The organism is uncultured Clostridium sp., assembly GCF_934754915.1.
GTDB lineage: Bacteria > Bacillota > Clostridia > Clostridiales > Clostridiaceae > Clostridium.
The window spans coordinates 23496-48165 of record NZ_CAKVKB010000013.1 but is presented as its reverse complement, the minus strand read 5'-3'; the positions used below and the strand labels follow the sequence as shown (position 1 = coordinate 48165).

Genomic DNA, 24670 nt, shown 5'->3' with positions numbered 1-24670 from the left:
CTAAAGAAGAAAACTGTATCATAAGAATTGCCTATAATATGGGAAAAACACATCAATTTTTAAAATAAATAGCATATTAATCCATATAATCTTTTCATAAAAATGGAGCTGTTACACAAATATTAAATTATACCATATATAGTATAAAACAACTTAATTATTGAGTAATATATGAATTGGATTTTTTAATATATAAGCTCCATTTTTTCATTTATAAACACTCTATAATATTATGCAGTTTGTAATAACTTTAATTTATTATATGCCTTATCAATGTATGGTGTTGAAACTCCAGTTTCTCTTCCCATCCTGCACAAATCATTGCAATATTGTTCTATTTCAATCTTTCGTCCATGTATTATATCATTATGCATAGAACTTATGCTCCATTTAGATAATTTCTTCAAACAATTAATAGCTGCATTATAGACATTTTCATGAAGATTTACACCTCTTGATCTGCCTATGTTTTCACATTCCTTAGCAATATTGCAGAAAGTCTCAAATTTCATTCTGTCTTCTAAGATTCCTTTTACTCCAACATCATAATATGAATCAGTCAAATTAAAAGCACAGTCAAAAACATAATTATTCCAAGCTTCTGCTTCAACATCATCTTTGATTTCACACTCTATATCAGCTTTTTTCAAAAGATTATATACTATCTGAAGATTCATTTCATATACAGGACGTTTTTTATTGCTTGATATTATTATTTTAGACTTTTGTTTCTTATGTATTACAGTTCCAGTTTCTATTGATCTTGCCCTTATATATGCGACAGCTTCTAAAATCTTTCCTCTTTCAAGATATGAATAAAGTCTGTTTCCACTATCAACTCCTCCTCCAATAGGAACTATAATAGTATATTCTCCTATCATTGGTGCAATTATTTTTGCAGTATTTTTTAGACAGCTTCTTTTTACACATACAAACATAATATCTACAATTCCTGCTTCTTTAGGATTATCCGTAACTAAATCCGGTTTTACATTAAAATTTCCATAAACATCACTATTAAGAGTTATTCCATTTTCAGCTATTTTATCTTTTGTTTTCTTGCTGCTGCTTAAAACACAAACATGTTCATCTGCTCTGCATAGCATAGCACCTAAATATCCACCTAAAGCACCTATTCCTACCACACCAATTTTCATATCCACACACTATCCTTTCTTCCTCTAAAATTATTAAAGGAAATTTTACACATCTACTATATAAGATATTCTACTATTTTTTATGATATAATAGAAATATATATTATTTATAAATACCATAACTATAAGTTATATATATGTTTCAATTAACACAAAACGTAGTTTTATTATTGATGTTTATATATTTTTTACTTATAATTAATCTCATCATCATACTAAACACATAAGATTTTTAATAATTAGGGAGTGTATATATTTAATGGTTGATTTAAATCTATATAAGGTATTTTTTACTGTTGCTGAATGCAAAAACATATCCCATGCAGCTGAACTTCTCTATGTATCACAGCCAGCTGTAAGCAAATCCATTAAAACTTTAGAACATAATTTAAATATAAAATTATTTTCAAGAAGTTCAAAAGGAGTTTCCCTCACACCTGAAGGCGAAGTTTTATATGAACATATTAAATCAGCCTTCAAAATTCTCAGCATAGGTGAAAAGTATATTGAAAAATTAAAAGATAAAGAAATGGGAAATATAAATTTAGGTGTAAGTACTACTATCGGAAAAAATTTCTTTCTTCCGAAATTCAGAGATTTCATAAAGCTTTATCCAAATTTTAAAATAAAGATCATAAATAAACCAACTCTTGAAACCATAAATCTTGTAAGAGATGAAAAATTAGATATTGGAATTATAGGTACTGCTCCTGTAGATGATGATATAGGTTTTATTAAAGTAAAAGAAATTCACGATATTCTTGTTGCAAGCAATACATACTTGAAAAAACTTAATTTAAAAAACATAGATGATATTTTTATAAAAGGATCTTTTATGCTTCTTGAAAACCCTAATGCAACAAGAGAATTTATAGATCAATACTTTAAATCACATGATTTAAACATAACACCTGATATTGAAGCCAGTAATATGGATTTTTTAATTGAATGTGCAAAAATGGGATTAGGAATAACTTCCAACTTGAAAGAATTTCTCTATGAAGAATTAAATGATGGAAGCCTTGTTGAAATACCTATTAAAGCTCCAATACCTCCAAGAAATATTGGTGTAATTTATAAAAAAAATTTAAGTTTATCAATAGCCAGTGAAACCCTTATAAAATTCCTACAGAATTAATTTTCTTATTTAATGAACTTAAACTAATTTGACTCCTTTCTATATTCTGATTTTGATAACAATATAAAAAATGAAATTGTCATAAATTTTATATAAATTTAAATTACTAGCTTTTTATGACAACTTCATTTTTGATTTTAATTTCTATATTTATTTGTTTAATTCAGTTTTAAATGTAGTTATATAATCCTTTATTACATTAATATCATAATTATTTTTTTCCATTAAAGTTATAAAATGCGATCCAACAATACATCCATCAATAATGTCTTTATATTTTTCCACATCTTCGGCATTTCTTATTCCAAATCCCATCATTACAGGAATTTTAGAAGTCTCTTTAACCTGTTTTAGATAATTTTGTACATCCTTGTGGAAATCAGCATTTTGTCCAGTAACCCCCATTGATGAAACACAGTATACAAATCCTTTTTGATCTTCAACAAGCATAGGAATTCTGTCTTTTGAAACTGGTGAAACAAGAGGTATCAAGAAAGGTGCTTTTTCATTTTTATCTAAGAATTCTCTTATTTCAAATGTTTCTTCAAAAGGAACATCTGGGATTATAAGTCCATCAACTCCACATTGAATACATTCATCTACAAATTTTTCTATTCCATGATATAAAATTGTATTATAATATAGCATAAAAACAATTGGAACTTCACAGTCTTTTCTTACACTCTTTACTAATTCAAATACTTTTTTAAGATTTGTACCTTTTTGAATAGATCTATAAGAAGCATCTTGAATTACAGGACCATCAGCTATTGGATCTGAAAATGGTATTCCAAGTTCAACAATATCAATTCCTGCTTCTGCCTGAGCTCTAATTATTTCTCCTGTTTTATCCATATCAGGAAGTCCTGCTGTCATATAAGTAATAAAAGCTTTTTTATTTTCTTTTTCAAGCTCTTTTAATCTCTTTTCTATTCTATTCATTTAAGCCACCTCTGTCTTCAATATATTTTGCAATTGTAGTAACATCTTTATCTCCACGTCCAGAAAGACATACTATTACAATATCATCTTTAGAAAGTTCTTTGCAAAGTTTTGGTAAATATGCAAGAGCGTGTGCACTTTCAATAGCTGGAATTATACCTTCCATTTTACACAATTCTAATAAAGCTTCCATTGCCTCTGTATCTGTCACACTTACATACTTAGCACGTCCTGTACTTCCAAGATAAGCATGTTCAGGTCCAATTCCTGGATAATCAAGACCTGCTGAAATTGAATAAGCAAGTTTGATATTTCCATCATCATCTTGAAGAAGATATGATCTCATTCCATGTAATACTCCAACAGTTTTTTCAGAAAACGCTGTTGCGTGTTCTCCTGTTTCAATTCCTTTTCCTGCAGCTTCAACACCATATAATTTAACATCTTTTTCATCAATAAACTCGGCAAACATTCCAATTGAATTTGAACCTCCTCCACAGCATGCAACAACAGCTGAAGGAAGTCTTCCTTCTTTTTCTAATATCTGTTTTTTAGCTTCTTTGCTTATGATGCTTTGAAAATTCTTTACTATTTCAGGATATGGATGTGGTCCTACTGCTGAACCTAAAACATAAAATGTATCCTCAGCTTCTTTTGACCATGTTCTTATTGCTTCATTGGTTGCATCTTTTAAAGTATTGCTTCCAGATGTTACAGGAACAACTTCTGCTCCAAGCATTTCCATTCTTAAAACATTAAGCTTTTGTCTTTCAATATCTTCTGTTCCCATGAAAACTTTACATTCCATATCAAATAATGCAGCTCCTGTAGCTGTAGCAACTCCATGCTGTCCAGCTCCAGTTTCAGCAATTACTTTCTTTTTACCCATACGTTTTGCAAGAAGAATCTGTCCTATAACATTGTTTATTTTATGAGCTCCTGTATGATTTAAATCTTCTCTCTTAAGATAAATCTTAGTACCATATTTTTTGCTTAACTTTGAAGCAAAATATAGAGGATTTTCTCTTCCTACATAATCCTTCATATAATAATTGTACTCTTCCCAGAACTTTGGATCATTTATTGCTTCATTATATGCATCCTCTAATTCTTTTAATGTATTCATAAGCGATTCAGAAACATACTGACCGCCAAACTCTCCATATTTTTTATTTTGCATAACTCTTCATTCCTTCCTTGTTAGCTTCCTTAATCATATGATAATATATTTTTAGAATATATTTCTATCACCGAAATTTATTTCACTTACTTTATAATTAAATATGTTCTTTTATAATTAACAATATAAAGATGATATATTTTAATACTGTTTTTCAAAATTATTCAATAAATATTTCTAAATAATTTTATTTATATGAGGAGATAAACCATGGCTATATATGATAATGAACGTCTTGTAATAAAAATCTGTAAATTATTCTATGAAGATAACATGAGCCAAAAAGATATTTCAACTGCTCTTGATATATCTAAACCACAAATATGCCGAATGTTAAATTATGCAAAGAAAAAACATATAGTTGAATTTACAATTAAAAATCCATATTCAAATGAATTTGAATTAGAAGAAAAACTTATAAAAAAATATTCTTTAAAAGAAGCTTTTGTCTTTAATTTTCCATATAATACAAATGATGAGGGCATAAAAAAACTTGGTGAATATTGTGCAGAGCAACTAGATAAATACTTTATAGATAATTCTATAATAGGAGTAATGAGCGGACGTACAATTGCAGCTATTTCAAATTTTGCTCATAAACTCACAAGAGAAGGACTTATGTTTGTACCACTTGTAGGAAATATGGGAACTAAAGGTAGGGCATGGCATGCAAATATAATTGCTGAAAATTTTGCAAGAAAAACCGGGGGAGATTACTGTCTTTTAAATGCTCCAATTGCTTTTCAAAATAAAGAAACCTGTGAATTATTTAAAAAAGAACCTTCTATTTCACAAATTTTAGAAAAAGGTAAATCCTGTAATGTAGCACTTGTAGGAATTGGTGAAATAAACCTTTCCTCTACTTCTTATTTAGAAGGTGCCTTTACTGAAACTGATATTAAAAAGCTCTCTGAAAAAAATGCTGCTGCTTCAGTGTGTACATCTTATGTTTCAAGAGATGGCCGAATTATTGATACAGATTTAACTTCTCGTTCTATCGGCATTTCTCTTAATGAATTAAAAAATACAACCACTATTGCAGTATCTACAGGAAAAGAAAAAATTAATGCTATAAATGCAGTTTTAAAAAGCGGATATGTTGACATATTTATGACATCTATTGATATAGCTGAGGAATTATTAAAGCTTTAAAATTTGAAACAATTAACAAAAAAGGAAATATAAATTAATTATAAAAGAGTATATAATTTTATTTTTTACATAAAACTATATACTCTCTTATCCAAAATTTGTTCTCCTTCAAATATTTATCATTATACTATTAATTCAAAGTCACTAATATACATTACAAGACTAAAATTACATTCAAAATTTATCTGATATATATAAAAAATATCAAAAAAATTTTTAAACATTTCATCATCAAGCACCAATTGCCCATTATAAAACGCAATACATAAAATGTAAATACTTTTTAAAACCATCAGATTTAATATATATATTTTTAAATTTCACCAAGTTCTAGATGATCTTTCACATATCTTTTCACTTTTTCTGAATCATGTTCCTTAAGTGCTTCATAAATATCTCTATGCTGAGCACATGCCTTTTCCATACTATTATTATAAATTTTCGAACTGCCTAAATATTTTTCAATCAAAGCTGATATAGAAAACATAATTGTTGAAATCAGCATATTTCCAGATGCCTGAGCAATTTTATAATGAAATTTACGATCTAGTTCTGCTCTCTTATGATTTTCACTGCATAAATTTAATTCATTCATTATATCATAGATTTCATCAAGTTCTTCTTTGCTTATATTTTGAGCTGCAATAGCAGCACATTCTGGTTCAACTATTTTTCTAAATTCAAGTATTTCTTCATTTCCATTTCCAAGCAAAAGAAATATTATTGATAATGGTTCTAATAAACTGTCTTCAAAATCTTTTTTTATAAAATTGCCTTCTCCATGCTTTGATTCGATAAGTCCAAGTATAGAAAGAGATTTTAATGCTTCTCTAACAGATGTTCTGCTTACCTGTAACTTCTCTGAAAGTTCTCTTTCTGAAGGCAGTTTATCTCCCTTTTTTAGTTCACCTGTTTTTACATTTTCTTTTATCTGTTCCATTACCACTTCATATATTTTTGTACTTTTTACTGGATTAAGCATTCCCATTTCCTTCATTTACAGATATATTTTTAATAGCTTCATCTACATATAAATTCAATTCCTTATAATTTTCTTCTGCCTTTTTTTCTTTATTTTGAAGATTATCTATTCTTGTCTTCTGTTTATCCAAATTATCTTTGAAATTCTCCAATGTGATAAATATCTCTCTTCTTATTTTTGGAATCACATCTACTATTTTCTTAATTCCATATACATATTCATCATCACTTATATTGAAGCATTGGAATAATCCTGATGTAAATCTTCCATCAGAAAATATATAGATATATCTGTCTTTCATTTCATCTGATAAATCAACTTCAATTTTATGTTTATATAATCTAAAAGTAGTATTGCCATCTTTTATAAATATAGGAAATATGCTTTCAAAAAGTCTTGTCATATCACAACTTTCATCTGTCATATTTGTAAAATCACATTCATTAAGTTTCGATAATATATCCTCTGTGAAAATGCTGTTTTTGATTTTTTTACCCAATTTTTCTTTTAGCTTCTGTTCTCTGCTTTCCATTAAAATATTATCTATGGAAGATACTATTTTTTCTAAAGGTCTGATTTTTCTTTTTGAATCTAAATCCATATAAATTCTCCTCCTCACTATAATCTTTTTGAATAGTACAAATTACTATAATTCATTGATAATACTTCATCAAAATTTTATGTAACGCATTTTTATTATACTCATACCTATATTTATCTTTTGCTTCACTGTTGAAAATTATTTTTTCTTTTTAGTTTATTATATCTATTTGTGGATATTTTATAATTGTGATTTTATATACTATAACCAATATATAATATTTATGCTTGCTTACAACATGCTATATGTTGAATTAACTTTGACATTTATACTTATATAAAAAATCCTCATTTAATAAAACTTGCGAAAACATTCCATATAGGAGGTGCTATAAGAACGGTTATAATTCCTGCAATTGCAATTGTAAGGCTACTCATAGCTCCTTCTGTTTCACCAATTTCCAAAGCCCTTGCTGTACCAACTGCATGGGATGCATTACCCATTGCTATTCCCATTGCAACCTTATCATTTATTTTTAATATCTTATCTAAAAATGGTCCCATTATAGAGCCTAAAATTCCTGTAATTATTATTGCAACAACTGTAATAGAAGGCATTCCTCCAAGCTGTTCTGAAAGTGCCATTCCTATTGGAGTTGTAATTGATTTTGGCAGTAATGATATTGTAAGTTCATCTGAAATATTAAATATTCTTGAAAGACCTATTATGGTTACTATTCCAGTAAATGCACCACATATTATTCCTATAAGTATTGGAACTGCATTTTTCTTAAATAATTCAAACTTTTTATATAATGGAAGAGCTAATGCAACAGTTGCAGGTGCAAGGAAAAATGAAATAATATCTCCACCTTTGCTGTAATCAGCATAATCAATATTGAAACATGATAATACTGCAATTAAAATTATTATTGCAATAAGAAGAGGATTAAACAATGCAAACTTTAGTTTTTCCTTAATAATCCCACCTATAAGATAGGCTATTATAGATATAAACACTCCAAATACCGGAGAACTTATTATTTCTTTCACTTTGAACACACCTTTCTCAAAAATTTAACTACATAAGCTGTTATTATCCATACTACAATTGTTGAAATTAATATTATTAGAGAAAAAGCAAGAATGTTTCCTTTTAAAAGATGAAAGCTTGTTATAAGTCCTACTCCTGCTGGAACAAATAAAAAAGACATATGAGATATTAAAATTTCACACATATCTTCTACCATCTCTACTTTTATTATTCCACTATATAATCCTAAAAATAATATTATAAGTCCTAATACTGTTCCTGGTATTGGCATATTAAATACCTTTTGAAGTATTACTCCCAAAAGATATGCCCCTAAAATAATCATAAGTTGTTTTAAATATTTCATCATATTCACCTCCATATAAATTAGCTGTTATAAAATTAAATTTAATAAATTATTAGCATATTCTTTTTATATAATATGCTGTGAACTCTTTCTCATTTCTAAAATGTAGTATAGTGGTAATACCACTATACCACTGTAGCACTTTTTTTATATTTTTTCAATAATAATCCATGATGCATTTCATATATTTTTATATTCAACATAAGAATATTTATAAATATATGTGATTGTAACTATATTTTTCATTTCAAATTTTGCATTTTATATGTATCAGATAAATTTTTAATCTTGCAATATATTAATATTAATTTTTAATAACTCCTCCTGTAAAAATTAATATACAAAAAAATATCACAATATTTTAATATTGTGATACCCTAAAAATTATTTACTTTTATCTTGAAAATTAATTATATATATTGCAGTTGCTATTATTGCTATTGCTGCTAAATATCTATAAGAAAATTTCTCTTTAAGCATTATACATGAAAATATCGTTCCAAATACCGGAATAAGAGCATTGAATATTGCTATTTCACTAACGGGATTATAACATATAAGCTGATTGTATAAAACAAATCCAACTACTGAAATTGCAATGAGTCCACATAATAAAAATAAACCTTTTAGTGTGATATGTGTAATTTCACCTCCACAAGCAATTCCACTTATAGTCAAAATAAGTCCACCAATAGAAAGACTATAGCCTGTAGCTACAATTGCATTGATTTTTCTTGTTATAATTCTTGTGATTATTCCTCCAAAAGCTGCACATATAGTATTTAATATCATCATTCCTTCTCCTGCAAGTGAAAAGCCGCTGCCTATGTCTATTCCAACATTTGCAATAATAATTCCTAAAAACCCCAAAAGACATCCTACTATTTTTTTAAAATTAATGTTTTCTTTAAAGATAATACATGCTAGAATAATAAGCCAGAATGTACCTAATGAATCAATTATAGATGCTTTACTTCCTGTACAATTAGACAATCCTATGTAAAAAAATAAATAATGAAGTCCTGTATTTACTAATCCAAAAACAAAAAGCCAACTCCATTCCTTTGATGATTTAATAATAATTGATTGTTTCATAAAATATGAAATTACTAAAGTTAAAATCCCGGCACAAAAAAATCTTATTCCTGCAAAAAGGATTTTTCCTCCAAAATCAGTATTTAAAATCTGAAATTCTTTCATTCCTAATTTTATAAACGGATATGCACATCCCCATGATGCCATTGCCATAAGTGCAAATAATATTACATATCCTTTTCTTTGAAATAAATTTTTATTCATTTTTATCTACCCACCATTATCTTAAGTTATAATTCACAACTGATTATAACACATGTTTATAATAGTTTTAAATTTCACTGATAATATTTTGTTAAATAGGAATATGTGTTATATTTTTAATTTTATTTGCTTTTTTGAAAGTTAGATTGTTTATTTTAATTAATTTTTTCGCATATTATTTATATGGTTGACGAGAATTTTTTAGTAAATTTATTTTCAGCTTTTCTCATGAACAAAATTGAAATGTTATAAATAATTTATGCAAATAAAAAAACTATAAAGCAAAATATTTTAAAATAAAAATAGATTGCTTTATAGCGTAACATCTTTTCAATAGTTAAAAATCATTCTGCTCATGAATAATTTAGTTGTGGACATTTTATAATTATAATTTATATAACATAAAATATCCTTTAACTTTTGATTACGGGCCTAAAAAATATACTCTCATCTTTTATTTTATATATTTCAAAATCAATATTATAAACAGCCTTAAGGTTTTCCTTTGTCATAACATCTTCTATAGAACCTTCTGCAAATATTTCACCATTTTTCATTAAAAATACTTTTTCACAATACTCTGCACATAAATTTAAATCATGAAGTATTGCTATAATTGTTTTATTTTCATCTTTATTTAATTTTTTTAATGTTTCCATAAGCTCAACCTGATGCTTTATATCAAGATGAGAAATTGGTTCATCAAGAATTATATATTTGGTGTCCTGTGCTATTGCCCTTGCAACTAAAACCCTTTGTGATTCTCCTCCACTTAAGTATGAAAATTTTCTTTCTTTAATGCTTGTGCAATTTGTAATTTCTAATGCATAATCAATAATTTCCTTATCTTCTTTGCTTAAATCTTTAAATTTTTTTACATATGGATTTCTTCCCATTGCAACAATATCATATACTGAAAAGTCTATATCTATGTTTACATTCTGAGGAACAAAAGATATTCTGCATGCTAATTCTTTTCTGGAATAATCATTTAAATTTCTGTCATTGAGATATATAAAACCTTCATTTACATTTAAAAATTTAAGAATATGACGTATTAATGAAGTTTTGCCAGATCCATTAGGACCTAAAATTCCATAAAATCCTCCTTCAGAGAAATTTCCATTTATATTCTTTAATATGTATTCATCTCCATAGTCACCTTTCCATGATAACTGAGATATAGTCAAATTTTTACGATCAATTTTCATATTTATGAAACCTTTCTTTTTGTACTTCTATACAAAAGATATATAAAGTATGGTGCTCCAAAAAATGCTGTAATTATTCCAACTGGAATTTCTGTAGGCTGTGCCGCTGTTCTAGCTATTGTATCACAGATAATCATAAAAATTGATCCTCCAAAATAAGAAATTGGCAGAAGCATTCTATGATCAGATCCCATTATAAGTCTTACACAATGTGGTACTATAAGCCCCACAAATCCAATTATTCCACTTACACTTACACTGGAAGAAATAAGAATTGTACTTATAATTATAAGTATCTTTTTTATCCTTGAGACATCCACTCCCAAGCTATATGCAGTTTCATCTCCAGTAAGAAGTATGTTTAATTCTCTTCCAAACATAAATAAAACAGAAATAGATATTAAAGATATTATGCTTAAAAATATTACCCTGCTCCAATTTGCAGAACTAAAACTTCCAAGTGTCCATAAATATACTTTTTCTAATTGTTCTCTGTTATAAATCATAAGAAGTGAAATTGCAGAACTTAGCATTGTACTTATAGCAGTTCCAGTAAGAAGTATATTGGTTGTTATAATACTTCCCCTTCCTCCTATGGATCCTATATTATATACTGCTATAACTGTAGCTATTGCTGCTGCAAATGAGCATATGCTTATAACTCCAATTCCTAAAAAATTCATTGTAATTCCGCTTAAAATTGCAATAGTTGCTCCAAGTGCTGCCCCTGATGAAATTCCAAGTATATGTGGATCGGCAAGACTGTTCTTAAAAACTGCCTGAAAGGTGCATCCCACCACTGCAAGGCTTCCTCCAACAAGAGAAGCCTGCAATATTCTTGGCAAACGCACCTTCCAAATAATAACTTCATATACTTGTTTAACATCTGATGAATCCACAAAACCTTTTAATATAGGAACTTTAGAAAATATTAATTTGAAAATATCTTGTATTCCTATAGATGATGAACCAACAGATGCACTTATTCCTATACAGAGGAGCAGAAAAATAAAAGAAATGCTAATGTAAACATATTTTTTTCTTTTCAGCTCCACTTATCTATCCTCCTGCTATTTAAATGCTTCTGGATGGAATATTTTTGCAAGTTCTAATACTCCATCTTTATTTCTATATCCCTGACGATCGATGAGATTATTATCTATTTCATAAACTCTTCCTTCTTTTACTGCTGTCAATTCATTATATCCTTCTTTAGACATAAAATCTTCTTTTTGTCCTTTTCCTATAACTATAATATATGGATCAGCTTCTATAAGTGATTCCAATGAAAATGACCAGCTATCAGATGAAGGAACTATATCTTTCCCTCCTGCAAGATTTATAAGGCCTCCTATGAAAGAATTTTCAGGCGCAGAAAAATCTCCACCTTCACCATATCCTACTACATAATATACAGTTGGATATTCAAGATCTTTTACTGCATTCTGTACATCATTTATTGTTTTTTTCATTTCACTTATACAATTTTCAGATTCCTTATTTTTATTTAATATCATTCCCATTGTTTCAATCATAGTGTATACACCATCAACATCATCTTTTTCATACAATGAAACGACTTTGATTCCAGCTTCTTCAAGTTTCTGTGCATTTTCTTGGTTAAAATGTGTTGACGCTATTAAAATATCAGGTTCAAGGCTTATAATTTTTTCTATATCAGGTGACATTATAGTTCCAATGGATTCAATATTTTTTGTTTCTTCTGGATAATCGCAGTAATCAGTTCTTCCAATAAGTTTATCTTGTGAACCAAGATCAAATATTAACTCTGTTATATTAGGTGCAGCTGAAATAATTTTCTCGGGTTCTTTTTCTATAGTTACCATATTTCCAAAAGAATCTTTAATATTTAAAGGATATACAGTTTCTGAACTCTCTGTAGAATTTAAGTTTACAGAACTATTATTTTGACTATTTTTAATTTCTCCACATCCTGCCATACTTAAGACAAATATAACAAGTAACAGTCCAGTGGTAAATTTCTTTAATATTTTTTTCATTGTTTTCTCCTTTGCATGTTCTTTATTATTTAAAGAACAATATATTTAATTATGGCAAATTCTCACTTTATTTCTTTTCAATCATTTCCTTGCAAAAAAACTGCCATGTTTATTCATTTGAATATTATATATTTATAATATCTGCATTTCAAGAAAAATTATACTTTATTAAATCAATCATCATTTATATACTCCAATTAACAATAGACAATTAGCAATAAAGGATGAAATCTTTGAAAGATTTCTTTATTAATTATTATGTGGTTTTCTAAAACATGTGTATATTAATGAAAAATATAAAAAGCAGCTGACGTATTAATAAATCCACCTGCTATATATAATATCAATCAAGTCGTTTGATACTAAACATAATACGATTTAATCTTTATGCGACAGCTACTTTTCATCCTACTTTATGAACTTTTACAATGAAAGTTAAATTATCTTATCATCAGATAAAAGCTTTTTATATCTATAACGCTTTTTCAATAACCATTTTATCTGTACTATTAACTCTAAAATCTTCCTTTGTCTTTTTAAGCACACTCCTAAATGCTGGTATGAGAAATGCATCTGCAAATATCCACGCAATAGGACTCGCAAGACATACTGCAATATATCCGAATATAGGAACAAGGGCAAAACCACATATGCTTCTTGCAATCATTTCACAAACTCCTGCAAGTATTGCAAACATTGAAAATCCCATACCCTGAATAGTAAATCTAACTACATTTACAAGACATAATGGAATGTAGAATAAAACATTAATTATAAGATACATATATACTTGTGAAATAATTTCTGTTTCTCCTCCATCCACAAATAAAAGAGCTATATACTTTCCAAAAAATACAGAAGCAGCAAGTGCAATTAATGAATACACTGAACCTATTATCGTGCTTGCCTTTACACCTTCAGATACACGATCTGGCTTTTTAGCCCCTATATTTTGTCCTGCATATATTGACATTGTTGATCCTAAAGAATCAAATGGACAACTTAAGAACATAATTATCTTTGTTGCTGCTGTTACTGATGCTACAACCAATGATCCTAATCCATTTACTGCTGTCTGAAGTATTACACTTCCTATAGCTGTAATTGAATACTGCAGTCCCATTGGGACACCCATAAGACATAAATTTTTTATACAGTCTCCATTTAATTTAAGTTCATCTTTATCTTCAAATTTAAGAACATCATACTTCTTTTCCATATATATAAAACATAAAACTCCTGATACCGCCTGAGCTATTACAGTTGCCCATGCTGCACCTGAAACTCCCATGTTCATATTTATTATAAAAAATAAATCCAAAACTATATTTATAACTGATGATAATATTAAAAATACCAGTGGTGTCTTACTGTCACCAAGTGAACGTATTATTCCTGACAACAGATTATAGAGATATGTTGCTGGTATTCCTAAAAATATTACAAAAATATAATCATATGCACCATCAATGATATCAAGAGGCGTATTCATCCATATCAAAATATTTCTGCACAAAATACACACTATAAATGTCATTACTGCTGAAAATATCACTGAAAGCCATCCACTGTTTGCTGCATACTTACGAAGTAATTTATAATCACCTGCTCCAAATCTTTGAGCAACAGGTATTGCAAATCCATTACATACACCCATACAAAAACCTATTATCATGAAATTTATTGAACCAGTTGAACCTACTGCTGCAAGTGCATTTACACCAAGATACTTCCCTACAATAATAGTGTCAACCATACTATAAAACTGCTGAAATAACATTCCAAAAAGAAGTGGAACTGAAAATCCAAGAATAAGCTTAAATACATTTCCACTTGTCATATCTTTTGTCCTGGTTTTACTCATTATCTATCCCTCTTCCTCTCAATATTAAAATATATAGTCTAATTAACAATTTATAAGAAATAATTAAATTTTTTTATTGTTATACAGTTCTACTATTAGAACATATATACTATAATTGTTTCTTAATTTCTTGTATAATTATAATACCTGATATCCTATATTTATATAAATATAAAACCATTTAATATAAATATAATCCCAAATTTTATTTTATTCTGTATTTTTCCTGTATATATTATAATCAAATCAAAAATACGTATGAAAGGAGTTATTAGAAATGAAATTGAATAGAATTCCAGTAGATGAAAACCTTCTTGAAACAGTTTCTCATGGAAGTTTTGATTTTCCAATGAATGCTTATTACAATGATTTTTCAAAATATTATATGAATGTGATAAACTGGCACTGGCACCCTGAAATAGAATTTACCATAATTTTAAAAGGAAAAGTAGAGTATCATACTGAAAATGAAGTATTGATTCTAAATGAAGGTGAAGGAATCTTTGTCAATGCTAATAAACTTCACTTATCAAAACTTCTAAAAGAATATGAAAATTCATTTACGATTTCTGTAGTTGCTTCTACAAAACTATTATGTTCTGATATTGAAAGCATAATATACAGAAAATATATAAAACCAATAATTGAATGTCCTTTTTTATCTTACATAAAATTAGACAAGACTTACTTATGGAAGTCAGATATCATATCTCTGGTCCTTGATATATATAAATTGAAAATGAAAATGCCTTATGGTTTTGAATTATCAATTAAAAATAAATTATCTGAAATATGGCAGCTTATTGTAATAAATACTTCTTCTATATATCTAAATAAAAATAATACTGATAACACTAATTCTCTTTCACAGTACCGACTTAAGCAGATGTTGAACTTCATACATGATAATTATTTTAAAAACATAACAATAAATGATATAGCTGCTTCTGCTAATATAAGTCGAAGTGAATGTTTTCGCTGCTTTAAAAAAACGATTAATACAAAACCTTTTTCTTATCTTACTGATTTCAGACTGAAAAAATCGATGCAGCTCTTAATGGAAACAGATATACCTATATCAGACATATGTTATTCCTGCGGATTTAACCATTCAAGTTATTATGGCAAACTTTTCAAAGATAAATTTGGCATTTCTCCTTCTGCTTATAGAAAAAACGTGTTTAAATCCCACTGATTATTGAATGAATACTTTTCATTGACATTTATTCATTGAAATGCTAAAATTAACTTCAGATGAAAGCTTGGTGGTGATAAATAAATGAGAATATCTAAAGATCCAGAAATTAGAAAACAGGAAATAATTGATACTGCAATGAAATTATTTTCAGAAAAAGGCTATGAATTCACATCAATAAGCGACATTGCACGAGAAATGAATGTGGTTTCAGGTCTATGTTACAGATATTTTAAATCTAAGGAAGAATTATATAAAACAGCTTTAAACATGTATGCTAAACAATGTAGTGCCCCAATTATAAGGTACCTTTCACAAGATTATGAAAACATAACTGATTTTCTAAACCAATTTAGTGATTTTTTTATAACACATAATGGTAAACAGAAATATCATAATTTTTTCGATAATTCTAAAAATGAACATTTTCATAGAGAGTTGGATTTAATAATGATTAAATCTATTGAACCTTATGCTGTTTCTCTTTTAGAAAAATGGATGAAACAAAAAATTATCAATATCGATGATCCAAAATATACTGCAAAATTCTTACTATACGGTGAAATGCCTATAATAAATGACAATTCGCTATCTCCTGAGAAAAAAATTGAGCTATTAAAAAAATTTATGTTAAAACTCTTAATGTAAAAAATTCTCTCTCAATATGAGAGAGTTAATTTATAAAATTCGAATGAATATATGTCATTGAATATATATCATTGATAGTTGAAAGGATGATTTATAATGAAAAATGTAAAAGAAACTACTAAAAACCACTTTAATAAAACAGCTGAAACCTATAATACTAGTAATGATGGTTTATTTGTAAAATGTATGTATGATGAAATTATAGAACGAATCATAAAACTTCATCCACAAAAAATACTTGATCTTGGGTGTGGAAATGGTAATATCCTAAAACTCATTTCTAAAAAGGCAGACTTACAGTTATATGGGCTTGATTTATCAGATAAAATGGTTAAAGAAGCTGAGAAAAAACTTGGAAACAAAGCTACCTTTACTATAGGTGATTCAGAAAACCTTCCATATGAAGATAATATATTTGATGTTATTGTCTGCAATGCTTCATTCCATCATTACCCTAATCCATTAAAAGTTCTTAAAGAAATAAAAAGAACTTTAAAAAAAGATGGTACTTTAATTTTAGGAGATCCTACCATCCCCTTTAATTTCATTCTAAAAATATTTAATTTCTTTTTACGATATTCTAAATCTGGAGATTTCAAAATTTATTCACAAAAAGAGATTACTAAACTTTTAAATACCGCTGGTTTTGATGTGACAAACTTTAAAAAAATAAATTACAAATCTTTTGTACTTAATGCTGTAAGCAAATAAATCAAAATTCATAAAAATATGGAACTGTTTTTAAGTATTTTTGATTGAAAATATTTCTAAATAATCTTAAAACACTCTAATACAGTTCCATATCATATCATTAAATCTCATAAAAAATTTTTATTTATTCTCTTTCTTCTTTTACCCTTCCAAGCATTTCCTCCAATGTATGCCAGCTCAGTACAGCACACTTTACCCTTGCAGGCATGTGAGAAATATCCTCAAGAGAACATGCTTCTTCCAATTCTTCTAATTCATTTTCTGTTATATTTCCTCTTATCATTTTCATAAATAAATCTATCAGATGAAATGCTTCATCTTTATTTTTACCTATTATAATGTCTAACATTATATCTGCTGAAGCCTGAGATATAGCACATCCAGAACCTGAAAAACTGCCATCTATTATCCTGTCTCCATCCATTTTCAGTTGTATATATATATCATCTCCACAATTGGGATTTACACCTTCTAATATAAGATCTGGATTCTCCATTTTTCTTTTATGAATTGGGTTAAGATTATGTTCCGTAAGAATTTCATTATAAAAAGTTCTGTTACTCATATCCCATTTTCCTCCTGACTTGTTTCAAACTATTTATAAAGTTATATATGTCATAACAATTATTGTAAAATGAGATGCTTGCTCTTACTGATGATTTTATATTAAGATAGTCCATTAACGGCTGTGCACAATGATGACCTGCTCTTACTGCAACATTATCACAATCTAAAATAGAAGCCACATCATGAGGATGTACATCATCAACTGTAAATGTAATTATTCCACAATGTTCCTTTGCATTTTCTGAACCGATAATATTTATTCCAGGAATCTTTTTCATCTCCATAAGAGCAGTTTCTGTAAGTTCATTTTCTATTTCACTTATTTTTTCAAATCCAATTGAATTTAAATAGTCAATAGCAGCTGCAAGGCCTACAGCTCCTCCTGCATTTACAGTTCCTGCTTCAAATTTTGATGGAATTTTTGCAAATACTGCATCTGTTCTTTTGACAGATTCAATCATTTCTCCTCCAGTCATAAATGGCTCCATATTATTTAATAAACTTTCTTTTCCATACAATACTCCAATACCCATAGGCCCCATAAGCTTATGTCCTGAAAAAGCAAGAAAATCCACATCCATTTTTATAACATCTATTGGTATATGTGGTGCTGCCTGTGCAGCATCAGCTACAACTATACATCCTCTTTTATGAGCTTCTTTTACAAACTTCTCTATAGGATTTACTCTTCCAAAAACATTAGATACAAGAGTCACTGCTGCAATTTTAGTCTTCTCTGAAAAAGCACTCTCTATTGATTCATCTGAAAATTGTCCATCATAGCTGCATTCTACAAATTTCAATTTTGCTTTAGTCTTTTTTGCTACCATCTGCCATGGAATAAGATTGCTGTGATGTTCCATAATAGTTACAATTATTTCATCACCTTCTTTTAAGTTAGATAATCCGTAACTATATGCAACTAAGTTTATGCTTTCAGTAGTATTTCTTGTAAAAATTATTTCCTCTGGTTTATGTGCACCAATAAATTTTTGAACAGTTTTCCTTGAATTTTCATATAATTCTGTTGCATTTAAACTTAATTCATACAATCCTCTTAAAGGATTCGATCTATAAGTTTTATAAAATTCTTCTTCTGCTCTCATAACACATTCTGGAGACTGAGCTGTAGCAGCATTATCCAGATAACTTATATTTCTATTCAAAAGGAGTGGAAAATCCTTTCTGTACTTATTAAACTTCTCTTTCATACTTTTCATTTATTTTCATATTCCTCTCCAAACGTGATATATATTCTTCAACTTCATCTGCCACTTTTTTGTCACCTATCTTCTTACATAAAGAATTTATTCTTGACTTAGCAAGAATGTAATAAGCCTCTTCCTTGTCAATTCCCCTGCTGCTCATATAAAATAGCAGTTCATCATCAATTTTACCAATTGTTGCACCATGACTTCCTTCAACATCTTCTTCTTCACAAAGTATTATTGGTATTGTCAAGTTTCTTGCTTTTTCACTAATCATTAAGACATCTTCGTTTTCTTCTCCAACTGCTCCCGCAGCTCCTCTTTTAAAATCAATTGTACCTCTAAATAATTTAAATGCCTTATTATCAAGCACTCCTTTAACATTTATTTCACTCTTTGATTTCTTTCCCTTATGATTTGCAATATAATTCATATCCAGTTTCTGATTTTCAATTCCAACATAAGCTATATCTGCATTCATACAGCTCTTTTCTCCATACAAGTCAACCATACATCCTGAATATCTGCATCCGCCTCCTAATATAATCTGTTCAATTTCTATTGCTGCACCATCTTCACATCTACCGCCTATATCATTTAAATGAATACACTCATTACCCAAAAGCTGTACCTGCACAAGACGAATTTCAGCATTCTTTTCAGCATGTATTTTAGTCTGTATTCCTCCAATTCCTCTTGAGTCTTCATTAGACTTATATTCCATTATAATAGTTCCTCTGCTGCCTTCTCCTGCATATATTTCTAAGCAGTTAAATAAGTTCTCATCATTATAGTTTAATTCTATTCGTAAAGGCTTATGAAGATTTATATCAGGTTTAATATAAATTTTATCTGTACGTATATTGCTGCTCTTTATCAAATTATCAATGTCTTCTCCCATACCAGATTTAATATCCAGCCTCTCTGATCTTTCACTTTTATCATACACAACCTCTTTTTCAGGTATTTCTATTTCCATTTCACAAGATGAAAATTCATCTGGCATTACAAGGTCTGTTTCATTCATTTTCAACCAATTCCATGTTTTTCCAACAAGTTTGTTTATTTTAATTTCTTTTTGCAATATTTTCACCTCTTTCTATGCAGAATCATAATATTTCAGTATATAAAATTCTTATCCAATACATCCTTTCATTTCAAGCTGTATGAGATTATTCATTTCTACTGCATATTCTACTGGAAGCTCTTTTGATATATTATCTGCAAATCCTCTTACAAGCATAGCCCTTGCCTCTTCTTCATCAATTCCTCTGGACATGAGATAAAAAACAGCTTCATTACTTATTTTGCCTATTTTAGCTTCATGACCAACATCTGCATTACATGTTTTTATATCCATGGCAGGTATTGTATCTGAACGTGATACTTCATCAAGCATCAATGACTGGCAGGATACTGCTGATTTGCTTTCCTCTGCATTTCCTTCCACAACTACTGAACTTCTAAATGTACTGATGCCACCATCTTTAGATATTGATTTAGAATTGATGTATGAAAATGTATCAGGTGCAGCATGAACCATCTTAACTCCAGTGTCAAGGTTCTGGCCCTTTCCTGCAAAAGTAATTCCAGTAAACTCAGCTTTAGCTCCCTTTCCTTTTAAAATGCTCATAGGATATAGATAAGACACATGTGAGCCAAATGATCCAGAAACCCATTCTATTGTGCCTCCCTTTTCTACAAGAGCACGCTTTGTATTAAGGTTATACATATTTTTAGACCAGTTCTCAATAGTTGAATATCTAAGTTTTGCATTTTCTCCAACAAACAACTCCACACATCCTGCATGAAGATTTGCTATATTATATTTAGGTGCGGAGCATCCTTCAATAAAATGAAGCTGTGCATCTTTTTCAACAATTATAAGAGTATGCTCAAACTGCCCTGCTCCTGGAGCATTCAATCTGAAATATGACTGAAGTGGAATAGTCACTGATACACCAGATGGAACATATACAAATGAACCTCCAGACCACACAGCTCCATGAAGCGCTGCAAATTTATGATCATTAGGTTTTACTAACTTCATAAAATACTTTTTTACTATTTCAGCATATTCACCCTTTAATGCACTCTCCATATCTGTATAAATTACTCCCTTTTTCAGTACTTCATCTTTCACATTATGATAAACTAATTCTGAATCATACTGTGCACCAACTCCAGCAAGTGATTTACGTTCTGCTTTTGGTATTCCAAGTCTCTCAAAAGTATCTTTTATATCTTTTGGTACTTCTGACCATTTAGCAGTCATATGAGTGTTTGGTCTTACATATGTTACAATATTGTTCATATCAAGTCCTTCTAAAGAAGGTCCCCAGTCAGGCACATCCATATTATTATATATTTGAAGGGATTCAAGCCTAAAAAGTTTCATCCACAAAGGTTCTTTCTTTTCTCTGGAAATCTGTTCAACTATTTCTTGTGTAAGACCTTTATCTACTTTATAAGAATCCTTTTCTTCATTCCTTTGATCGTAAATATTTCTATCAATATCGTCTATATATGTTTTTTCCTTCATTTATTCTCCTTTCCTGATATGGTCTAATCATCAATATCTCCAACAAACTGTTCAAAACCATTTAAATTAATTTCATCTATAAGAGAACTATCTCCATTTTTTATGATTCTTCCATTTACTATAACATGAGTATAATCAACTTTTAGGGATTCTAGAATTTTAGTATTATGAGTTATTATAAGCAATGCTCCATTCTGCTCCTTTTGATATTTTTCTATTCCCTTTGAAACAATCCTTGAAGCATCAACATCTAACCCTGAATCAGTTTCATCAAGAATAGCAAGACTTGGTTTCATCATCAAAAGCTGTAAAATTTCTGCTTTTTTCTTTTCCCCTCCAGAGAACCCCACATTTAAATCTCTCTCTGCATAAGATTTATCCATGTTCAAAATCTCCATATTGTCTTCCAGTTCCTTTTTAAATTTCCACATACTTAGAATATTATCTTCATGCTGTTTAACTGCACTTCTGATAAATCCAGCAAGTGATATTCCATTAATTTCTAATGGATTTTGAAAAGATAAAAACATTCCCTGCTGTGATCTTTTATCAGGTGCTTCATATGTAATGTCTTTTCCTTTAAATATAATTTTTCCATTATCAATTCTATATCTAGGATTTCCCATTAATGAAAACCCCAGTGTTGATTTTCCAGCCCCATTAGGTCCCATCAGTACATGAATTTCTCCTTTTTTTATATTTAAATTTACATCATGTAAAACTTTTTTCTCTTCTACACTGACTGTGAGATTTTTTATATCCAATAGTTCACCGTTCATTAAAACAGCCCTCCAATCTTCAAAACACATTTTTATATCTTATCAAAATACTCTGAATTGATTTCATAAAATAATTATAACTCTTTTTATCAATTAAACAATACTTATTGATATTTTTTATCATTTATTTTATATTCTCATTTTCATTTAATATTCAATAAATTGTTTATATAAAAAATATAACCTGTGTGAATTTAATGCTTTAATTAAATAATCTCATTAAATTAAACACAGGTTATTTACTACTCTATAAAATCTTTACTTTAATTAACTATGTGAATATTTCATAACTATGATTTTAGTTAATACTATACAGTTTCTATTTCTTTATTTTTTATATTCTGTCCCTGTTTTTCTACACTTTTAATCTTGTTTGCAATTTCTTCTTGATCACCCAAATAATATTTTTTCATAACTTTGAAATTATCATCGAATTCATATACTAAAGGAATTCCTGTTGGTATATTAACTCCTAATATTTCTTCTTCTGAAAGATTTTCAAAGTATTTTACCAACGATCTTATGGAATTTCCATGAGCTGCAATTATTACCTTTTTGCCTGCTAGCATGTCCTTCTTAATGTTTTCATTAAAATATGGAACAACTCTTTTTATTGTATCTTCTAGACTTTCGCAAAGTGGTAATTCACTTTCATCAATACCTCTATATTGTCTTTGATTTCTAGGATTATATTCACTTTTTTCATCTAAGATTGGAGGTTTTACACCATAAGATCTTCTCCATATCTTTACCTGTTCTTCTCCATATTTTTCAGCGGTTTCTGCTTTGTTCAATCCTTGAAGTGCACCATAATGTCTTTCATTTAGCTTGTACGATTTTATTACTGGAAGCCATTCCCTATCCATTTCTTCTAATATTAAATTCAATGTATTAATTGCTCTTTTTAAGTATGATGTATAGCAGACATCAAAATCCAGTCCACTCTCTTTTAAAACCTTTCCTGCTTTTCTTGCTTCTTCAACACCTTTTGCAGATAAGTTTACATCACTCCATCCAGTAAATAAATTTAACTTATTCCATTCACTTTCTCCATGTCTTACAACTACTAATTTCATAAAATTTGAACCTCTTCTCTTTTTTAATTTATATTTTTTTACAATATTATCATATATTTATAATATCACATTTTTTAAATAATTGATATTGATTTTCAATTAAAAAAAGAAAAAATATAATAGGATCAATAAAAGATCCTATTCATTATTGCTCAAATGCATTTTTTTCTTTAATATATCCACAAATTCTTCAATGTAATTATTAGTCCTATCTTTTTTCCAAAAAGCACAATAATTTCTTTGAATCTGTTTGGCATTTTTAATCAAAGAAACCATGGATGTATGCTGATCTCTTTCACAATAAGTACTCTCTATAGGCATAAACCCACGATTAATATTTACCATCATTTTAGCTTCATCAGGATCTCTTACAAAAAGATATTCCGTCTTGATGCCAATGATATTTTCATAAAAATCTCTTTCTATTTCTTCCTGTTCTTTTGATGTAACAATAATACATGTTTCATTCTTTAATTTTTCTACATCAATTTCATCCTCTTTGCTTATTGGATTTTGATTTGAGATCTTAATATAACATTTCATATTTAATAAATGATAATTTATATAATCTTGATGAAATTTTCTTCTCTGGTCACTTATTACAAAGCTTACCTGCTCATTTTTTAATAGAGTGTATAATTCCTCATGAGTACCTTTAACAACATTAATTTCAATATCTGGATATAACATCGAAAATTCTAAAACAGCCTCTTGAAGCTCTTTGCCATTATAACTTCTTAAATATCCTATTTTTAAGCTATTTCCTTCTTTTTCTATTTGTCTTGTTTTTTCATATAATTCAGCAACATCTTTTAAAATAACTTTACAATGTTTATAAAAATATTCACCAGCTGGTGTTAATTTAAATGTGCGCCTGTTTCGCATAAATAACTCTACTCCCAGCTCATCTTCAAGAGATTTTATCTGCTGTGAAATTGCTGATTGAGAAATAAAGCATTCTTCAGCTGCTTTTTTAAAAAAGGACTGTCGCAGAAAGATTAAATCATGCTATATATAGTGTCAAATAACCTAATCAGTATACTATATATAGCAGCCAT

At 28.6% G+C, this 24670-nt stretch carries 24 protein-coding genes; 5 read left to right on the top strand and 19 right to left on the bottom strand.

The window, feature by feature from the left end; translation table 11 throughout:
- Nucleotides 1–230 precede the first annotated feature (230 nt).
- Nucleotides 231–1157, bottom strand: coding sequence for a ketopantoate reductase family protein (locus tag Q0F58_RS04175; RefSeq protein ID WP_294372926.1), 927 nt, complete (start codon nucleotides 1155–1157; stop codon nucleotides 231–233).
- 259 nt (nucleotides 1158–1416) lie between these two features.
- Here Q0F58_RS04175 and Q0F58_RS04170 point away from each other — a divergent pair, with 259 nt between their 5' ends.
- Nucleotides 1417–2295: a LysR family transcriptional regulator gene (locus Q0F58_RS04170; protein WP_294372924.1), complete on the top strand. Its 879-nt coding sequence runs from the start codon at nucleotides 1417–1419 to the stop codon at nucleotides 2293–2295.
- 150 nt (nucleotides 2296–2445) lie between these two features.
- On the opposite strand, the gene trpA is transcribed toward Q0F58_RS04170, so the two are convergent.
- Together trpA and trpB are read right to left on the bottom strand one after the other, a co-directional pair.
- Nucleotides 2446–3237, bottom strand: coding sequence for a tryptophan synthase subunit alpha (gene trpA / locus Q0F58_RS04165; protein WP_294372923.1), 792 nt, complete (start codon nucleotides 3235–3237; stop codon nucleotides 2446–2448).
- Nucleotides 3230–4417, bottom strand: a complete 1188-nt coding sequence (gene trpB, locus Q0F58_RS04160) for a tryptophan synthase subunit beta (RefSeq protein WP_294372921.1) — start codon at nucleotides 4415–4417, stop codon at nucleotides 3230–3232. The genes trpA and trpB overlap by 8 nt, the downstream gene beginning before the upstream one ends.
- A gap of 210 nt (nucleotides 4418–4627) precedes the next feature.
- Here trpB and Q0F58_RS04155 point away from each other — a divergent pair, with 210 nt between their 5' ends.
- Nucleotides 4628–5569, top strand: coding sequence for a sugar-binding transcriptional regulator (locus Q0F58_RS04155; RefSeq protein WP_294372920.1), 942 nt, complete (start codon nucleotides 4628–4630; stop codon nucleotides 5567–5569).
- A gap of 313 nt (nucleotides 5570–5882) precedes the next feature.
- Here Q0F58_RS04155 and Q0F58_RS04150 read toward each other — a convergent pair whose 3' ends face one another.
- The 9 genes from Q0F58_RS04150 to Q0F58_RS04110 form a co-directional block, all read right to left on the bottom strand.
- A complete protein-coding gene (locus tag Q0F58_RS04150; protein ID WP_294372918.1) occupies nucleotides 5883–6551 on the bottom strand; it encodes a FadR/GntR family transcriptional regulator in 669 nt (222 codons plus the stop codon).
- Entirely contained in the window at nucleotides 6544–7152 is a 609-nt protein-coding gene (locus Q0F58_RS04145; RefSeq protein WP_294372916.1) for a hypothetical protein, read from the bottom strand. Before Q0F58_RS04145 ends, Q0F58_RS04150 begins: the two co-directional genes overlap by 8 nt.
- Before the next feature lie 287 nt (nucleotides 7153–7439).
- A complete protein-coding gene (locus Q0F58_RS04140) occupies nucleotides 7440–8144 on the bottom strand; it encodes an LrgB family protein (RefSeq protein ID WP_294372914.1) in 705 nt (234 codons plus the stop codon).
- A complete protein-coding gene (locus tag Q0F58_RS04135) occupies nucleotides 8141–8491 on the bottom strand; it encodes a CidA/LrgA family protein (protein ID WP_294372930.1) in 351 nt (116 codons plus the stop codon). Before Q0F58_RS04135 ends, Q0F58_RS04140 begins: the two co-directional genes overlap by 4 nt.
- 384 nt (nucleotides 8492–8875) lie before the next feature.
- Nucleotides 8876–9790 (bottom strand): DMT family transporter, encoded by a 915-nt coding sequence (locus Q0F58_RS04130; RefSeq protein WP_294372909.1) that lies wholly within the window; start codon nucleotides 9788–9790, stop codon nucleotides 8876–8878.
- 413 nt (nucleotides 9791–10203) lie between these two features.
- Nucleotides 10204–11001 carry an ABC transporter ATP-binding protein gene (locus Q0F58_RS04125; RefSeq protein WP_294372907.1) on the bottom strand — a complete coding sequence of 266 codons (798 nt, stop codon included), beginning with the start codon at nucleotides 10999–11001 and terminating at the stop codon, nucleotides 10204–10206.
- 2 nt (nucleotides 11002–11003) lie between these two features.
- Nucleotides 11004–12056, bottom strand: a complete 1053-nt coding sequence (locus tag Q0F58_RS04120) for an iron ABC transporter permease (RefSeq protein ID WP_294372905.1) — start codon at nucleotides 12054–12056, stop codon at nucleotides 11004–11006.
- A 15-nt stretch (nucleotides 12057–12071) separates the two neighbouring features.
- Nucleotides 12072–13022, bottom strand: a complete 951-nt coding sequence (locus tag Q0F58_RS04115) for an ABC transporter substrate-binding protein (protein WP_294372903.1) — start codon at nucleotides 13020–13022, stop codon at nucleotides 12072–12074.
- 472 nt (nucleotides 13023–13494) lie between these two features.
- Nucleotides 13495–14886, bottom strand: a complete 1392-nt coding sequence (locus Q0F58_RS04110; RefSeq protein WP_294372901.1) for an MATE family efflux transporter — start codon at nucleotides 14884–14886, stop codon at nucleotides 13495–13497.
- A gap of 277 nt (nucleotides 14887–15163) precedes the next feature.
- Here Q0F58_RS04110 and Q0F58_RS04105 point away from each other — a divergent pair, with 277 nt between their 5' ends.
- The 3 genes from Q0F58_RS04105 (at nucleotide 15164) to Q0F58_RS04095 (ending at nucleotide 17440) form a co-directional block, all read left to right on the top strand.
- Nucleotides 15164–16081, top strand: coding sequence for a helix-turn-helix domain-containing protein (locus tag Q0F58_RS04105; protein ID WP_294372899.1), 918 nt, complete (start codon nucleotides 15164–15166; stop codon nucleotides 16079–16081).
- Nucleotides 16082–16165: 84 nt separating this feature from the next.
- Nucleotides 16166–16729 (top strand): TetR/AcrR family transcriptional regulator, encoded by a 564-nt coding sequence (locus tag Q0F58_RS04100; protein WP_294372897.1) that lies wholly within the window; start codon nucleotides 16166–16168, stop codon nucleotides 16727–16729.
- Nucleotides 16730–16825: 96 nt separating this feature from the next.
- Nucleotides 16826–17440, top strand: coding sequence for a class I SAM-dependent methyltransferase (locus Q0F58_RS04095; protein WP_294372895.1), 615 nt, complete (start codon nucleotides 16826–16828; stop codon nucleotides 17438–17440).
- A gap of 124 nt (nucleotides 17441–17564) precedes the next feature.
- Here Q0F58_RS04095 and sufU read toward each other — a convergent pair whose 3' ends face one another.
- The 7 genes from sufU to Q0F58_RS04060 form a co-directional block, all read right to left on the bottom strand.
- On the bottom strand, nucleotides 17565–18005 hold the full coding sequence (gene sufU, locus Q0F58_RS04090) for a Fe-S cluster assembly sulfur transfer protein SufU (RefSeq protein WP_294372893.1): 441 nt from the start codon (nucleotides 18003–18005) through the stop codon (nucleotides 17565–17567).
- Nucleotides 17998–19227, bottom strand: coding sequence for an aminotransferase class V-fold PLP-dependent enzyme (locus Q0F58_RS04085; protein WP_294372892.1), 1230 nt, complete (start codon nucleotides 19225–19227; stop codon nucleotides 17998–18000). The genes sufU and Q0F58_RS04085 overlap by 8 nt, the downstream gene beginning before the upstream one ends.
- Entirely contained in the window at nucleotides 19202–20299 is a 1098-nt protein-coding gene (locus Q0F58_RS04080; RefSeq protein ID WP_294372890.1) for a SufD family Fe-S cluster assembly protein, read from the bottom strand. Before Q0F58_RS04080 ends, Q0F58_RS04085 begins: the two co-directional genes overlap by 26 nt.
- Before the next feature lie 51 nt (nucleotides 20300–20350).
- On the bottom strand, nucleotides 20351–21757 hold the full coding sequence (sufB, locus tag Q0F58_RS04075; protein WP_294372888.1) for a Fe-S cluster assembly protein SufB: 1407 nt from the start codon (nucleotides 21755–21757) through the stop codon (nucleotides 20351–20353).
- Between the two features lie 23 nt (nucleotides 21758–21780).
- On the bottom strand, nucleotides 21781–22536 hold the full coding sequence (gene sufC / locus Q0F58_RS04070) for a Fe-S cluster assembly ATPase SufC (protein WP_294372886.1): 756 nt from the start codon (nucleotides 22534–22536) through the stop codon (nucleotides 21781–21783).
- Between the two features lie 308 nt (nucleotides 22537–22844).
- The gene (gpmA, locus tag Q0F58_RS04065) at nucleotides 22845–23612 is read right to left on the bottom strand and encodes a 2,3-diphosphoglycerate-dependent phosphoglycerate mutase (protein WP_294372885.1); all 768 of its coding nucleotides are present in this window, start codon (nucleotides 23610–23612) and stop codon (nucleotides 22845–22847) included.
- Between the two features lie 138 nt (nucleotides 23613–23750).
- Nucleotides 23751–24605 (bottom strand): LysR family transcriptional regulator, encoded by an 855-nt coding sequence (locus Q0F58_RS04060; protein WP_294372928.1) that lies wholly within the window; start codon nucleotides 24603–24605, stop codon nucleotides 23751–23753.
- Between the last annotated feature and the right edge of the window lie 65 nt (nucleotides 24606–24670).

Coding starts and splice junctions, on each gene's coding strand:
- Q0F58_RS04175 (WP_294372926.1), bottom strand. CDS start 1,157: ATGAAAATTGGTGTGGTAGGAATAGGTGCTTTAGGTGGATATTTAGGT.
- Q0F58_RS04170 (WP_294372924.1), top strand. CDS start 1,417: ATGGTTGATTTAAATCTATATAAGGTATTTTTTACTGTTGCTGAATGC.
- trpA (WP_294372923.1), bottom strand. CDS start 3,237: ATGAATAGAATAGAAAAGAGATTAAAAGAGCTTGAAAAAGAAAATAAA.
- trpB (WP_294372921.1), bottom strand. CDS start 4,417: ATGCAAAATAAAAAATATGGAGAGTTTGGCGGTCAGTATGTTTCTGAA.
- Q0F58_RS04155 (WP_294372920.1), top strand. CDS start 4,628: ATGGCTATATATGATAATGAACGTCTTGTAATAAAAATCTGTAAATTA.
- Q0F58_RS04150 (WP_294372918.1), bottom strand. CDS start 6,551: ATGCTTAATCCAGTAAAAAGTACAAAAATATATGAAGTGGTAATGGAA.
- Q0F58_RS04145 (WP_294372916.1), bottom strand. CDS start 7,152: ATGGATTTAGATTCAAAAAGAAAAATCAGACCTTTAGAAAAAATAGTA.
- Q0F58_RS04135 (WP_294372930.1), bottom strand. CDS start 8,491: ATGAAATATTTAAAACAACTTATGATTATTTTAGGGGCATATCTTTTG.
- Q0F58_RS04130 (WP_294372909.1), bottom strand. CDS start 9,790: ATGAATAAAAATTTATTTCAAAGAAAAGGATATGTAATATTATTTGCA.
- Q0F58_RS04125 (WP_294372907.1), bottom strand. CDS start 11,001: ATGAAAATTGATCGTAAAAATTTGACTATATCTCAGTTATCATGGAAA.
- Q0F58_RS04115 (WP_294372903.1), bottom strand. CDS start 13,022: ATGAAAAAAATATTAAAGAAATTTACCACTGGACTGTTACTTGTTATA.
- Q0F58_RS04110 (WP_294372901.1), bottom strand. CDS start 14,886: ATGAGTAAAACCAGGACAAAAGATATGACAAGTGGAAATGTATTTAAG.
- Q0F58_RS04105 (WP_294372899.1), top strand. CDS start 15,164: ATGAAATTGAATAGAATTCCAGTAGATGAAAACCTTCTTGAAACAGTT.
- Q0F58_RS04100 (WP_294372897.1), top strand. CDS start 16,166: ATGAGAATATCTAAAGATCCAGAAATTAGAAAACAGGAAATAATTGAT.
- Q0F58_RS04095 (WP_294372895.1), top strand. CDS start 16,826: ATGAAAAATGTAAAAGAAACTACTAAAAACCACTTTAATAAAACAGCT.
- sufU (WP_294372893.1), bottom strand. CDS start 18,005: ATGAGTAACAGAACTTTTTATAATGAAATTCTTACGGAACATAATCTT.
- Q0F58_RS04085 (WP_294372892.1), bottom strand. CDS start 19,227: ATGAAAAGTATGAAAGAGAAGTTTAATAAGTACAGAAAGGATTTTCCA.
- sufB (WP_294372888.1), bottom strand. CDS start 21,757: ATGAAGGAAAAAACATATATAGACGATATTGATAGAAATATTTACGAT.
- sufC (WP_294372886.1), bottom strand. CDS start 22,536: ATGAACGGTGAACTATTGGATATAAAAAATCTCACAGTCAGTGTAGAA.
- gpmA (WP_294372885.1), bottom strand. CDS start 23,612: ATGAAATTAGTAGTTGTAAGACATGGAGAAAGTGAATGGAATAAGTTA.